Raw genomic sequence first — 12,840 nt, 5'->3', positions numbered from 1 at the left:
TCCCCCGTGTGGAAGGAGCCGCTGCGATGCAGGGCGACCCCGAGGTCATCGAGTTCCTCAACGAGCAGCTCACCGGCGAGCTGACCGCGATCAACCAGTACTTCCTGCACGCGAAGATGCAGGAGAACTTCGGCTGGTCCAAGCTCGCCAAGTACACGCGGCACGAGTCGTTCGACGAGATGAAGCACGCGGAGGTGCTCACCGACCGGATCCTGTTCCTGGAGGGCCTGCCGAACTACCAGCGGCTCTTCCACGTCCGCGTGGGCCAGACCGTGCAGGAGATGTTCGAGGCCGATCGGCAGATCGAGGTGGAGGCGATCGACCGGCTGCGGCGGGGCGTCAAGGTGATGCGCGAGAAGGGCGACATCACGTCGGCGAACATCTTCGAGGACATCCTCGCCGACGAGGAGCACCACATCGACTACCTCGACACCCAGCTGGAGCTGCTGGACAAGCTCGGTGAGGCGCTCTACCTCGCCCAGCTGATCGAGCAGCCGGAGAGCTAGGCGGCCTCGTCCAGCGCCGCGAGGGCGGGCTTGCCCTGGGCGGCCAGCTCGCGCCGCGGGCAGGCTCCCCGGCCGAGCAGCGCCTGGATACGCCGTACGCAGCCGCCGCAGTCCGTGCCCGCCTTGCAGGCGGAGGCTATCTGGCGGGGGGTGCAGGCACCGTCCTCCGCGTGCTGCTTGACCTGGGCCTCGGTGATGCCGAAGCAGCTGCAGACGTACACGCGGATTCACCTCCCGGGGCGGGATCGCTCTGTCACTGCCATCCCGTTGATCGGTGAGGCAAACCTAACCTTACCCGCCGCGCCGGGCCCGCAAAAGTGGCGAGGGGCGCGGATCGGATGTGATCCGCGCCCCAGATCGCCCACAGGTGATCGCCCACAGGTCCTGACGGCCCCGGCGACCGGCCCCGGTCACTGGTCCCGGTACATCTCCGCGACCAGGAACGCCAGGTCCAGCGACTGGCTGCGGTTCAGCCGCGGGTCGCAGGCCGTCTCGTAGCGCTGGTGCAGGTCGTCGACGAAGATCTCGTCGCCGCCGCCCACGCACTCGGTGACGTCGTCGCCGGTGAGCTCCACGTGGATGCCGCCCGGGTGGGTGCCGAGCGCCTTGTGGACCTCGAAGAAGCCCTTGACCTCGTCGAGCACGTCGTCGAAGCGGCGGGTCTTGTGCCCGGAGGCCGCCTCGAAGGTGTTGCCGTGCATCGGGTCGGTCACCCAGGCCACCGTCGCACCGGACGCCGTGACCTTCTCCACCAGCTCGGGCAGCCGGTCGCGGATCTTGTCGGCGCCCATCCGGACGATGAAGGTCAGCCGGCCCGGCTCCCGCTCGGGGTCGAGGCGGTCGATGTACTGCAGCGCCTCCTCGGCCGTCGTCGTCGGGCCGAGCTTGACGCCGATCGGGTTGCGGATCTGCGAGGCGAACTCGATGTGCGCGTGGTCCAGCTGCCGGGTGCGCTCACCGATCCACACCATGTGCGCGGAGACGTCGTACAGCTTGCCGGTGCGCGAGTCGACCCGGGTCAGGGCGGACTCGTAGTCCAGCAGCAGCGCCTCGTGCGAGGAGAAGAACTCGACGGTCTTGAACTCCTCCGGCTCGGCGCCGCAGGCCCGCATGAAGTTCAGCGCGTTGTCGATCTCCCGCGCGAGCTGCTCGTAGCGCTGGCCCGACGGCGAGGTCCGCACGAAGTCCTGGTTCCAGGCGTGCACCTGGCGCAGGTCCGCGTAACCGCCGGTGGTGAAGGCACGCACCAGGTTCAGCGTGGAGGCGGAGGCGTTGTACATCCGCTTCAGGCGCTCGGGGTCCGGGACGCGGGCGGCCTCGGTGAAGTCGAAGCCGTTGACGGAGTCGCCGCGGTAGGTCGGCAGCGTCACGCCGTCGCGGGTCTCGGTCGGCTTGGAGCGGGGCTTGGAGTACTGCCCGGCGATCCGGCCGACCTTCACCACGGGCACGGAGGCCGCGTAGGTGAGGACGGCGCCCATCTGGAGCAGCGTCTTCAGCTTGTTGCGGATGTGGTCCGCGGACACCGCGTCGAAGGCCTCGGCGCAGTCGCCGCCCTGGAGGAGGAACGCCTCTCCCTTGGCGACGGCCGCCATCCGGGCGCGCAGCTGGTCGCACTCGCCCGCGAAGACGAGCGGCGGATACGACTCGAGGTCCGCGATCACTGCGCGCAGAGCCTCGGGGTCGGGGTACTCGGGCTGCTGCGCCGCGGGCAGGTCTCGCCAGGTGTTGCCAGCGCTCGGGCTGGTCTTAGCGTTCACGGTCACCTCGTAAACATTACGGGGTCGTGTCGCATGCCCCATCTTCTGGCTCGAAGGGTGAGACGCGACGGTTGTCCTGTGGAACGGGGGGCGGGTGCGGTAGGGTTCCTGCCATGTTCGCGCTGTCGATCCAGAACTGGTGGTGGACCGCTTCTCAGGCGGCCCACTGACTGCGCGTACGCAAGACTTCGCGAAGGCCGCCCGAGGGGCGGCCTTCGGCGTTTTCCCGGGTCGTTCCTCTCCGTCAGAAGATCGAGAAGGATCACCCATGAATCTCCAGGACCTCCTGCACGACCCCCGCCCCTTCGCCCTGCTCCGCCGTCGCGCCCCGGGCCGCGACGAGCACCCGGTGGAGGTGCTGCTCGGCCCGGTGACGCGCCGCGACCGGCTCGCCGACCTGCCCGACGCGGGGCTCGCGCTGGTCCCGTTCCGGCAGATCCGCGAGCGCGGCTTCGACGTCCGCGACGACGGCACCCCGCTGCTGGTGCTGACCCCGGAGGAGTCGTACGAGCTCCCGCTGGACCAAGCCCTCCGGCAGCTGCCCTGCCATGACGTGCGCGTCGAGGGCGGCGGCTTCGACGTCGGCGACGAGGAGTACGGCGAGATCGTCGGGCGGGTGCTGGCGGAGGAGATCGGCCGGGGCGAGGGCGCGAACTTCGTGATCCGGCGCACGTACGAGGGCGAGATCCCGGGGTTCGGCCGCGCCGACGCGCTCGCGCTGTTCCGGCGGCTGCTGGAGGGCGAGCGGGGCGCGTACTGGACGTTCGTCGTGCACACCGGGGACCGGACCCTGGTCGGGGCCAGCCCCGAGGTGCACGTGCGGATGTCCGGCGGCACGGTCGTCATGAACCCGATCAGCGGGACGTACCGCTATCCCGCCGAGGGCCCGACCCCGGAACACCTCCTCTCCTTCCTCGCCGACGGCAAGGAGATCGAGGAGCTGTCGATGGTGGTCGACGAGGAACTGAAGATGATGTGCACCGTCGGCGACATGGGCGGAGTGGTCGTCGGCCCGCGCCTGAAGGAGATGGCGCACCTGGCGCACACCGAGTACGAGCTGCGCGGCAGGTCCTCCCTCGATGTGCGGGAGGTGCTGCGGGAGACCATGTTCGCGGCCACGGTGACCGGCTCCCCGGTGCAGAACGCGTGCCGGGTGATCGAGCGCCATGAGGTGGGCGGCCGGGGCTATTACGCGGGCGCGCTGGCGCTGCTCGGCCGGGACTCCGGGGGCGCGCAGACTCTGGACTCCCCCATCCTGATCCGTACCGCCGACATCTCCGCCCAGGGGCGGCTCCGCGTGCCGGTCGGGGCGACCCTGGTGCGCGGCTCGGACCCGGCGGGCGAGGTCGCGGAGACGCACGCGAAGGCGGCGGGCGTGCTCGCGGCCCTCGGGGTACGGCCGTCCCGGCCGCGCGCGGAGCGGGAGCGGCCCCGGCTGGCCGACGACCCTCGGGTGCGGGCGGCGCTGGACGGCCGGCGGGCCGCGCTCGCGCCGTTCTGGCTGCGGATGCAGGAGCCCGCGCGGGAACTGACCGGCCACGCCCTGGTGGTCGACGGCGAGGACACCTTCACGGCGATGCTGGCCCACGTGCTGCGGTCGAGCGGGCTGGACGTCAGCGTCCGGCGGTACGACGAGCCGGGACTGCGGGCGGCGGTGCGCGCGCACGAGGGGCCGGTGGTGCTCGGGCCCGGTCCTGGTGACCCCTCCGACGTGGCCGACCCGAAGATGCGCTTCCTGCGCGGGCTGACCGCCACGGTGATCCGGGAGCACCGGCACGGGGTGCTGGGCGTCTGCCTGGGCCACGAGCTGATCGCGGCCGAGCTGGGGCTGGAGATCGTCCGCAAGGAGGTGCCGTACCAGGGGGCGCAGACCACGGTCGACCTGTTCGGGCGGCCGGAGACGGTCGGCTTCTACAACAGCTTCGTCGCCCGCTGCGACGAGGACGCGGCCCGGGAACTGGCCGCGCACGGCGTGGAGGTGAGCCGGGCGGCGAACGGTGAGGTGCACGCGCTGCGCGGCCCGGGGTTCGCGGGGGTGCAGTTCCACCCGGAGTCGGTCCTGACGCTGAACGGGGCAACGGTCGTACGGGAACTGGTGGGCCGGCTGCGCCGTACGACCGTGTAGCCGTCCGGGGCCGCGGTCAGCCGAAGAACACCCCGACCTCCTCGTAGAGCTTCGGGTTCACCGTCTTCAGCCTGGCCGTGGCCTCGGAGATCGGGACGCGGACGATGTCGGTGCCGCGCAGGGCGACCATCGTGCCGAAGTCGCCGTCGTGGACGCAGTCGATGGCGTGCAGCCCGAAGCGGGTGGCGAGCCAGCGGTCGAAGGCACTGGGTGTGCCGCCGCGCTGGACATGGCCGAGGACCGTGGTCCGGGCCTCCTTTCCGGTGCGGCTCTCGATCTCCTTGGCCAGCCACTCGCCGACCCCGGACAGGCGCACATGCCCGAAGGAGTCCAGCGAGCCGTCCTTGAGCACCATGTCGCCGTCCCTCGGCATGGCGCCCTCGGCGACGACCACGATCGGCGCGTACGACGCCCGGAAGCGGGAGGTCACCCAGGCGCAGACCTGGTCGACGTCGAAGCGCTGCTCGGGGATGAGGATGACGTTGGCGCCGCCGGCGAGGCCCGAGTGCAGGGCGATCCAGCCGGCGTGCCGGCCCATCACCTCCACGACCAGGACCCGCATGTGGGACTCGGCGGTGGTGTGCAGCCGGTCGATGGCCTCGGTGGCGATGTTGACGGCGGTGTCGAAGCCGAAGGTGTAGTCGGTGGCCGACAGGTCGTTGTCGATGGTCTTGGGTACCCCGACGCAGGGCACCCCGTACTCGTCGGACAGCCGCGCGGCGACGCCCAGGGTGTCCTCGCCGCCGATCGCGACGAGGGCCTGGACGTCCAGCTTGGCCAGGTTGTCCTTGATCCGGCGGATGCCGTTCTCCGCCTTGAGGGGGTTGGTGCGCGAGGAGCCGAGGATGGTGCCGCCGCGGGGCAGGATGCCGCGCACGGCGGGGATGTCGAGACGGACGGTGTCGCCTTCGAGGGGGCCCCGCCAGCCGTCCCGGAAGCCGGTGAAGTCATAGCCGTACTCCTGCACGCCCTTGCGGACGATGCCCCGGATGACGGCGTTGAGCCCGGGGCAGTCGCCGCCTCCGGTCAGTACTCCGACCCGCATGAAATGTCCCTTCGCCGCGGTTCCCTGACAGAGAGTCACGCTAATGGTGATTCGCGTCACATCGGGAGAGGCGGGAAGGGTGATTCCGGTGTACGGCCGCCCGGCGGGCCCTACGCGTCGTCGAGTCCGCGCTCTATGGCGTACCGCACCAGCTCGACCCTGTTGTGCAACTGCAGCTTGCCGAGGGTGTTCTGGACGTGGTTCTGCACCGTGCGGTGGGAGATGACGAGGCGTTCGGCGATCTGCTTGTAGCTCAGGCCCTTGGCGACCAGCCGCAGCACCTCCGTCTCGCGGTCCGTCAGCCGGGGCGCGCCGGGCTCGTCGGTGTCGGGGGCGGGGGCCGGTTCGGAGGCCAGCCGGCGGTACTCGCCGAGGACCAGCCCGGCGAGGCCCGGCGTGAACACCGGGTCGCCGACGGCGGTACGGCGCACCGCGTCCAGCAGGTCCTCGGTGGAGGCCGACTTCAGCAGGTAGCCGGTCGCGCCGGACTTCACCGCCTCCAGCACGTCGGCGTGCTCGCCGCTCGCCGAGAGGACGAGGACGCGCAGCGCCGGGTTGTGGGCGACCACTTCCTTGCACACCTGGACGCCGGGCTTGGCGGGCAGGTTGAGGTCCAGCACGAGGACGTCGGGGACCGCGGCCTTGGCGCGGCGGACCGCCTGCTCGCCGTCGCCCGCGGTGGCGACCACGTGGAAGCCGGACTCGGCCAGGTCGCGGGCGACCGCGTCGCGCCACATGGGGTGGTCGTCCACCACCATGACCTTGATCGGGTCCTGCTGCTCGCTCATCGGCGTCCCGCCTCCTGGTTCTTCGGTACCTTCAGTTCCACTTCCGTGCCCTGCCCGGGGACGGAGACGAGGTCGGCGCTGCCGCCCAGGTCGCGCAGCCGTCCCCGGATCGACTGGGCCACGCCGAGCCGGCCCTCCCCCTCGGCCTGGGCGAGCCGCCCCTCGGGGATGCCGGGACCGTCGTCCCGTACGGTCACGACGACCTCGTCCGGCTCGTCCTCGACCAGGATCCAGGCCCGGGCCTGCTCGCCCGCGTGCCTGCGCACGTTGTCCAGGGCGGCGCCGACCGCGGCGGCCAGCTCCCGCGCGGCGGGCCGGGGCAGCGCGACCGGCGCGCCGGGCTCCGCCAGGCTCACCCGGGCACCGGCGTAGGGCGCGAGCAGGGAGCGCAGGTCGACCGGTCCGTCGTCGTCGGGCTCCTCCACCGCGCGTACGACGGCCCCCGCGGCGGCGTCCTCCGACACCCGGGAGACCGGCAGCAGGCCGCCGGAGACCAGCGTGCGCAGCGCCACCTCCTGCTCCCCCGCGAGCCGCCCCAGCTCCGCCGCCTCGCCGCCGATGACGGCGCCGCGCCGCTGCACCATCGCCAGCACCTGGAGCACACTGTCGTGGATGTCCCGGGCCAGCCGCTCCCGTTCCCGGGTCGCGGCCTCGATCTCCAGGGCGCGGGCGAGGGTGCGCTCGGAGGCGCGGGCGACCTCGACGACGTAGCCGATGGCGGTGGAGGCGATCCAGACCAGCAGGACGGCGTGCACCGTCGCCCGGGTCGGGGTGCCCCGCTGGACGATGTTGGCGATGGCGACCGGTGCCGAGGCCAGCGCCGCCCAGCGCCAGCCGCCCTTGAGCGCGAAGGCGAGGACCACGCCGGCCGTCCATATCGACGGCAGCGTCGGAGTGCCCGCCACGATGCGCGCGTGGGAGGCGGCGACCGGCGTGAGGAGGACGCCGGTGAGGGCGATGGTCAGGTCGGCGGCGAGGAAGCGCCGGGTGCAGCGTGCGGCGCTCGCGACCTTGGGCAGCGTGGCCAGGGTCCACACGAAGAGGACCGTGAAGTAGGCGACCGCGACCCGGGGGTGCACGAACTTGTTGTACCGGTAGACGAACAGGCCGATCGCGTACAGCATCGTCAGTACGCGGTATCCGGCGAGCGCACGCCACATCGGCTGCTCGACGGACATCCTCATGACACGCTCGCGCTTGACCACCGCACCCCCCGATCCCCCGGACTCCCCCGGCGCCCCGGCCTCCCGGCTAGGCCTCGGCTTTCTTCTCGGCCTCCTTGGAGGCCTTCTCCGCTTCCCTGGCCGCCTTCGCCGCCTCCGCGATCTGCCGCTTGGCGGCCGTCGCGTACATGTCGACGTACTCCTGGCCGGACAGCTTCATGATCTCGTACATGACCTCGTCGGTCAGGGCGCGCAGGACGAAGCGGTCGTGCTCCATGCCGTGGTAGCGGCTGAAGTCGAGCGGCTTGCCGATGCGGATGCCGGGCCGCATCAGCTTCGGCATCACCTTGCCAGGGGGCTGGATCTTCTCGGTGTCGATCATCGCCACCGGGATGACCGGAGCGCCGGTGGCGAGCGCCACGCGCGCGAGGCCGCCGGGCTTGCCCCGGTACAGCCTGCCGTCGGGCGAGCGGGTGCCCTCGGGGTAGATACCGAACAGCTCGCCGCGCTCCAGCACCTCTATGCCGCTCTTGATCGCGGCCTCGCCGGCGCCGCGCGCCCCGGAGCGGTCCACCGGGAGCTGTCCGACGCCCTTGAAGAAGGCCGCGGTCAGCCGGCCCTTCACCCCGGGGGTGGTGAAGTACTCGGCCTTGGCGATGAAGGTGACCTTGCGGTCCAGGACCGCGGGCAGGAAGAACGAGTCCGAGAAGGACAGGTGATTGCTCGCCAGGATGGCCGGGCCGTCGGCCGGTATGTTCTCCAGGCCCTCCACCCAGGGCCTGAAGGCGACCTTCAGCGGCCCCCCGATGGCGACCTTCATCGTGCCGTACAACACCCGCTTGCCTCCTGTTTCCGTCGAACAGACCTTAACCCTTCGGGAACCTCAAAGGGCCCGACGACCCTGGTCGGTGTCGGTGCGGTCGCGTACGGTGAAGCACATCCGCACGTTCTTCCCACGCCGCCACCTTCTCCGGTGGGGGCTCTCTTCAGGAACAGGAGCGTCCAAGGTGCCGGTCCTCCCCGGAGCCGAGCCGTACCGCCACGAGGGCGGGGAGGTGGGGGTCCTCCTCTGCCACGGCTTCACCGGCTCGCCCCAGTCGCTGCGCCCCTGGGCGGAGCACCACGCGGCGCACGGCCTGACCGTGTCGCTGCCCCTGCTGCCCGGCCACGGCACCCGCTGGGAGGACATGCAGGTCACGGGCTGGCAGGACTGGTACGCGGAGGTGGACCGCGAACTGCGTGTCCTCTCCGAGCGCTGCTCCCGGGTGTTCGTCGCCGGCCTGTCCATGGGCGGCGCGCTGGCCCTCAGGCTGGCGGCCCGGCACGGCGAGCGGGTGCAGGGCGTCGTACTCGTCAACCCGGCGAACAAGGTGCACGGCCTGTCGGCGTACGCCCTTCCGGTGGCCCGGCACCTCGTGCGGACGACGAAGGGCATCGCCAGCGACATAGCCAAGGAGGGCGCGGCGGAGCTGGGCTACGACCGAGTGCCGCTGCACGCGGCGCACTCCCTGCGGGTGTTCCTGCGCAGGCTGGACGGTGAGCTGCCCCAGGTCACCCAGCCCTTGCTGCTGCTGCGCAGCGCCCAGGACCATGTCGTCCCGGCGGCCGACTCGGCCCGGGTGCTGAGCCGGGTGTCGTCCACGGACGTGACGGAGATCGTGCTGGAACACAGCTACCACGTGGCGACGTTGGACCAGGATGCGGACCGGATCTTCGAGGAGAGCCTCGCCTTCATGGGCCGGCTCGCACCCAGTCTCGGCAAGGAAGGGACGGCCACAGGTGGCTGAGCACGAGTCCGACCGCGAGGGCCGCGAGCCGGACGAGCAGAAGGTGCCCTTCGACGAGGACGCCGCCTGGCGGGCCATCGTCGCGGGGTACGGCGAGGAGCCGCCGGACCCGCCGGGCTCCCGGCCCTTCAGGCCCGTGGAGGACCTGGCGCTGCCCGAGCCGGAGAAGGACGCCGAGAGCGACACCGACAAGGCGCCGGTCAGGCCCCTGGGCAGCTCGGTCTCGTTCGCGCCCGGTGTCGGCCCGCGCGACCACACCCCGCCCGAGCCCTCCGAGGACGACTTCGACGAGGACGACGAGGGGCACTTCGTCCCGCCGGAGCCGCCGCCGCTGCCGGACGCCGACGCCACCGCGAAGTTCGCCTGGCTGGGCGTCGTCGGCGGGCCGATCCTGCTGCTGCTCGCGGTGCTGCTCGGCTGGGACATGACCTGGTGGCTGACGACCCTCGGCATCGGCGGCTTCCTCGGCGGCTTCGCCACGCTGGTGGTGCGGATGCGCACGGACGACGAGGACGGCGACGACCCGGGCCGGGGCGCGGTGGTCTGAACTTTGTACAAGTCCTGACGGGCTCCCCTATCGTGAGCCCATGCCACGCGACACGCTCACCCCGGAACAGATCGTCCGGACCGCCGTGGAGCTCCTCGACGACGAAGGCCTCGAAGGCCTGAACATGCGCAGTCTGGGCAAGCGCCTGGGGGCCGCGGCGACCGCCGTCTACTGGCATGTGAAGAACAAGGACGACCTCGTGCTGCTCGCCGCGGACCGGGTGTGGCACGAGGTGGCGCTGCCGGCGCTCGACGCGGCCGACTGGCGGGACACGGCCACGGAGATGGCCGACCGGCTGCACGAGATGCTGCTCCGGCATCCGTGGCTGGTCCAGGCGATCGGCTCCCACCTCCTCTACGGCACCGGCAAGGCCCGGTACGACGATCATCTCCTCGGCGTCTTCGAGACCGCCGGCTTCACCCCGCAGGAGGCCGACCGGGCGGCCGGCGCGCTGGTGACGTACGTCCTGGGCAACGCCCTCGGCGCGTCCGCCGCGGCCTCCCTGACGAGAAAGGTGCGGCGGGCCGGGGAGGACGCGGAGGAGATGTTCTCGGAGACCCTGGCCAAGGCGGCGGCGGTGGCGGAGCCGTTTCCGCGGCTGCGGGCGCGGCTGGGGACCACGGCGGCGACGGAGTACGCGGCCGCGGCCGACGGCAGCTATGCGGCGGGGTTGCGGGCGCTGCTGGAGGGGCTGCGGCCGGTGGACAGCGCCCCGTGAGGGGCGCGGGGCCGTGTCTGACATGCGACTGCGGGTGCGTGGGCACGACCAGCCCCCACGCACCCGCAGTCGCGTACGGCGAATCAGGCCCGGGTGAAGAGGCGCCCGGCCAGGTCGACCCCCGTCACCGTGCCGTCGGCCGCGCGTGAGAAGAAGCCCTTCTGCCCCTTCAGGCCCCCCTCGGTGACGATGTACTCGTCCCCGTCCCCCGGCAGGAAGCCGATCCCCGCGGCCGGATAGTCCGGCGGCATCTCCGCGTCCGACGCCGCGCGGAGCTCCGGCTTGATGCCGACGGCCAGCGTGAGCCGGCCGTCGGCCACGGCGATGTCGAGGTTCATGGCGTCGATCTCGTACCGCCCGGCGACCTCCCGCGCCCGCTCCTCGTCGTACGGCAGCGGTTCCGGCTCCCGCTCGACCACATCGAGGAACAGCTCCAGCGCCCGCTTCAGCACCGCCTGGTTGAACTGGTAGCCGTCCGGGCCGGAGTTGGTGAGCGAGACGACGGCGAAGTCCCGCTCCGGCACCAGGAGCAGCTCGGCGAACTGGCCGTTGCCCGAACCGCCGTGACCGACCGTGCGCACACCCTCCACGTCCCGCAGGAACCAGCAGATGCCGAAGGCGTCGCCGAGCGTGCTGCCCCGCAGTTCGACGGTCGGTTCCTGCATGCCGCGCAGCGTCTCGGCGGCCAGCAGTCCCTCTCCGCCGCCCAGCTGGAACCGCGCCCAGCGCAGCAGATCGCTCGCCGAGGAGACGACTCCGCCGCCGGGGTTGTTGCCCCGCAGTCCGGCCCGCCAGGACTTCCAGGGCCGGGCGAGGGTGAGGGAGCCGTCCTCGGCGCGGTTGTGGCCGACGGCGAAGCGGCGGACCACGACGTCGTCCAGGTCGAGGACGGTGTCGGACAGGCCCAGCGGCTCCAGGACCAGTTCGGCCAGCGCCTTCTCGAACCGCAGGCCGGTGACGTTCTCCACCACCCGGCCGAGCAGGTTGTAGCCGGCCTGGCTGTAGGAGGCGCGGGCGCCGGGCGGCGCGATCAGCGGCAGCCGGTCCAGCTGTCCGACGAACGCGGCGAGCGAGCCGTCGCCCTCGTCGGCGTCGACCAGGTTCCAGTCCAGGCCCGCCGTGTGGTTGAGCAGGTTCAGCACGGTGATCCGGGCGGCGGCCTCCTCGTCGGCGAGGCGCAGCTCGGGAACGTACCGGCGGACCGGCGCTTCGAGGTCCACCCTGCCCTGCTCGGCCAGGCGCATCAGCGCGGTCGCCGTGAAGGTCTTGCTGACCGAGGCCAGGTGGAAGAGCGTGTGCTCGTCGACCGGCAGGGGGTGCTCCACGTTCGTCACCCCGTGGTGGACATGGATCTCCTCGCCGCCGGCCAGCACGGCCACCGCGGCCCCCGGCACCCCGAACTCCTTCGCCGCCGTCTCCACGAACGCGGCCAGCGACTCACGCTTCCCGGACATCGGTTCCCCCTCCTGGGCACTTGAACTAAGTACAGGAAGGACTGTAGAAGGTCAGCGGGCAGCCGCACAAGAGGTTTCCTGTACTTAGTTCAAGCGGAGCTCACGCCACCGGTACGCGCAGTGCCGCGAGGACCGGCAGATGATCCGTGCCCGCCGTCAAGTCGGCCCGGGTGACCCCTGGTTGGTCCAGCGGAACGCCGCAGCCGAGGACCTCGATGCCCTTGGTCGCGAAGACGGCGTCGATGCGCTGCGGGGGGTCGCTGTGCGGCCAGGTCGTCTCGCCGCCCCAGGGGGCCACGGCACGGCAGTCCTGGAGGCTCGCGGCGAGCAGACCGAAGGCAGGGCCGTCGGGGTCTTCGTTCAGGTCGCCGCCGGCGATGGCGTGCTCGACGCCGAGTCCGGCGAGCCGGTCCAGGAGCAGGCCGCCCTGTTCGTACCGCTCTTTGCCCTCCAGGCTCAGATGGCAGCTGATCACGCCCAGCCGGACCCCGCCGAAACGGACCACCGCCGTGGCGAAGCCGCGCCGGTGCAGGCCGGGGGTGAGGGGCAGCAGGACGTCCTCCGTCCGCTCCACGGTGGCCCGGAGCGAGCAGAGGATCGCCGGGCCCGCCGCGGTGGCGCCGCCGGTGAGGACCACCTGGCCGCAGGCCGCGGCCAGCCGGGCCAGCTTCTTGCGCCAGCGGAAGAAGCGGGGTGCCTCCTGGACGAGGACCAGGTCGGCGGCGCAGGCGGTGATGACCCTGGCCAGGGCGTCGGTGTCGTCGCGCATCGAGCGGATGTTGTAGCTCAGGACGCGGACGACGGCGGAACCGTCGGCTTCGGTACGGGAGTTGGGGAGCAGCGGGGTCGCCATGCGGTCAATTTACGCCGCGCGGGAGTCTGGGCGCCCCATGGCTCGGGGCGCGAGGTTCGTGTGCGACTGCCGACTCGTCCTGGCTTGTCGCGCCCAG

General features: G+C 71.8%; 14 protein-coding genes. 6 read left to right on the top strand and 8 right to left on the bottom strand.

Translation table 11 applies throughout. The features are described from left to right. Window positions 1-26: 26 nt before the first annotated feature. Window positions 27-506: a bacterioferritin gene (gene bfr / locus ABB07_RS28210; RefSeq protein WP_208901341.1), complete on the top strand. Its 480-nt coding sequence runs from the start codon at window positions 27-29 to the stop codon at window positions 504-506. Here bfr and ABB07_RS28205 read toward each other — a convergent pair. Beyond that, complete coding sequence (locus ABB07_RS28205; protein ID WP_208901340.1) at window positions 503-727, bottom strand: (2Fe-2S)-binding protein; 225 nt, start codon at window positions 725-727, stop codon at window positions 503-505. The two genes, bfr and ABB07_RS28205, sit on opposite strands and share 4 nt — an antisense overlap. Window positions 728-916: 189 nt before the next feature. After that, window positions 917-2,269, bottom strand: a complete 1,353-nt coding sequence (locus tag ABB07_RS28200; protein WP_208901339.1) for a class II 3-deoxy-7-phosphoheptulonate synthase — start codon at window positions 2,267-2,269, stop codon at window positions 917-919. 107 nt (window positions 2,270-2,376) lie between these two features. On the opposite strand from ABB07_RS28200, the gene ABB07_RS42060 reads away from it, so the two are divergent. Both ABB07_RS42060 and ABB07_RS28190 read left to right on the top strand, forming a co-directional pair. Then, window positions 2,377-2,433, top strand: coding sequence for a trp operon leader peptide (locus ABB07_RS42060; protein WP_425264826.1), 57 nt, complete (start codon window positions 2,377-2,379; stop codon window positions 2,431-2,433). A gap of 98 nt (window positions 2,434-2,531) precedes the next feature. Then, a complete protein-coding gene (locus tag ABB07_RS28190; RefSeq protein WP_208901337.1) occupies window positions 2,532-4,388 on the top strand; it encodes an anthranilate synthase family protein in 1,857 nt (618 codons plus the stop codon). Between the two features lie 16 nt (window positions 4,389-4,404). Here ABB07_RS28190 and ABB07_RS28185 read toward each other — a convergent pair whose 3' ends face one another. The 4 genes from ABB07_RS28185 to ABB07_RS28170 form a co-directional block, all read right to left on the bottom strand. Continuing rightward, window positions 4,405-5,433 carry a 6-phosphofructokinase gene (locus ABB07_RS28185; RefSeq protein ID WP_055707434.1) on the bottom strand — a complete coding sequence of 343 codons (1,029 nt, stop codon included), beginning with the start codon at window positions 5,431-5,433 and terminating at the stop codon, window positions 4,405-4,407. 110 nt (window positions 5,434-5,543) lie between these two features. Beyond that, window positions 5,544-6,221 carry a response regulator gene (locus ABB07_RS28180; protein WP_208901336.1) on the bottom strand — a complete coding sequence of 226 codons (678 nt, stop codon included), beginning with the start codon at window positions 6,219-6,221 and terminating at the stop codon, window positions 5,544-5,546. Further along, window positions 6,218-7,426 (bottom strand): MacS family sensor histidine kinase, encoded by a 1,209-nt coding sequence (macS, locus tag ABB07_RS28175; protein ID WP_208901335.1) that lies wholly within the window; start codon window positions 7,424-7,426, stop codon window positions 6,218-6,220. Before macS ends, ABB07_RS28180 begins: the two co-directional genes overlap by 4 nt. A 46-nt stretch (window positions 7,427-7,472) precedes the next feature. Beyond that, entirely contained in the window at window positions 7,473-8,204 is a 732-nt protein-coding gene (locus ABB07_RS28170) for a lysophospholipid acyltransferase family protein (protein WP_208903659.1), read from the bottom strand. A 187-nt stretch (window positions 8,205-8,391) separates the two neighbouring features. On the opposite strand from ABB07_RS28170, the gene ABB07_RS28165 reads away from it, so the two are divergent. The 3 genes from ABB07_RS28165 to ABB07_RS28155 are packed head-to-tail and all read left to right on the top strand — an operon-like array spanning window position 8,392 to window position 10,436. Continuing rightward, a complete protein-coding gene (locus ABB07_RS28165) occupies window positions 8,392-9,171 on the top strand; it encodes an alpha/beta hydrolase (protein ID WP_208901334.1) in 780 nt (259 codons plus the stop codon). Then, window positions 9,164-9,718 (top strand): hypothetical protein, encoded by a 555-nt coding sequence (locus ABB07_RS28160; protein WP_208901333.1) that lies wholly within the window; start codon window positions 9,164-9,166, stop codon window positions 9,716-9,718. The genes ABB07_RS28165 and ABB07_RS28160 overlap by 8 nt, the downstream gene beginning before the upstream one ends. 40 nt (window positions 9,719-9,758) lie before the next feature. Then, entirely contained in the window at window positions 9,759-10,436 is a 678-nt protein-coding gene (locus ABB07_RS28155; protein ID WP_208901332.1) for a TetR/AcrR family transcriptional regulator, read from the top strand. Between the two features lie 83 nt (window positions 10,437-10,519). Here ABB07_RS28155 and ABB07_RS28150 read toward each other — a convergent pair whose 3' ends face one another. Together ABB07_RS28150 and ABB07_RS28145 are read right to left on the bottom strand one after the other, a co-directional pair. Then, window positions 10,520-11,890, bottom strand: a complete 1,371-nt coding sequence (locus ABB07_RS28150; protein ID WP_208901331.1) for a serine hydrolase domain-containing protein — start codon at window positions 11,888-11,890, stop codon at window positions 10,520-10,522. A gap of 100 nt (window positions 11,891-11,990) precedes the next feature. Continuing rightward, window positions 11,991-12,743 carry an endonuclease/exonuclease/phosphatase family protein gene (locus ABB07_RS28145; RefSeq protein WP_208901330.1) on the bottom strand — a complete coding sequence of 251 codons (753 nt, stop codon included), beginning with the start codon at window positions 12,741-12,743 and terminating at the stop codon, window positions 11,991-11,993. Window positions 12,744-12,840 lie beyond the last annotated feature (97 nt).

It is taken from the genome of Streptomyces incarnatus (assembly GCF_001027185.1).
GTDB classification, from domain to species: domain Bacteria; phylum Actinomycetota; class Actinomycetes; order Streptomycetales; family Streptomycetaceae; genus Streptomyces; species Streptomyces puniciscabiei.
This window is presented reverse-complemented; position numbering and strand designations above follow the sequence as displayed.

What these genes read in the sequence shown, in the direction of transcription:
- ABB07_RS28155 (WP_208901332.1), top strand. Translation starts at nt 9,759, where the DNA reads ATGCCACGCGACACGCTCACCCCGGAACAGATCGTCCGGACCGCCGTG.
- bfr (WP_208901341.1), top strand. Translation starts at nt 27, where the DNA reads ATGCAGGGCGACCCCGAGGTCATCGAGTTCCTCAACGAGCAGCTCACC.
- ABB07_RS28185 (WP_055707434.1), bottom strand. Translation starts at nt 5,433, where the DNA reads ATGCGGGTCGGAGTACTGACCGGAGGCGGCGACTGCCCCGGGCTCAAC.
- ABB07_RS28150 (WP_208901331.1), bottom strand. Translation starts at nt 11,890, where the DNA reads ATGTCCGGGAAGCGTGAGTCGCTGGCCGCGTTCGTGGAGACGGCGGCG.
- ABB07_RS28145 (WP_208901330.1), bottom strand. Translation starts at nt 12,743, where the DNA reads ATGGCGACCCCGCTGCTCCCCAACTCCCGTACCGAAGCCGACGGTTCC.
- ABB07_RS28190 (WP_208901337.1), top strand. Translation starts at nt 2,532, where the DNA reads ATGAATCTCCAGGACCTCCTGCACGACCCCCGCCCCTTCGCCCTGCTC.
- ABB07_RS28170 (WP_208903659.1), bottom strand. Translation starts at nt 8,204, where the DNA reads ATGAAGGTCGCCATCGGGGGGCCGCTGAAGGTCGCCTTCAGGCCCTGG.
- ABB07_RS28180 (WP_208901336.1), bottom strand. Translation starts at nt 6,221, where the DNA reads ATGAGCGAGCAGCAGGACCCGATCAAGGTCATGGTGGTGGACGACCAC.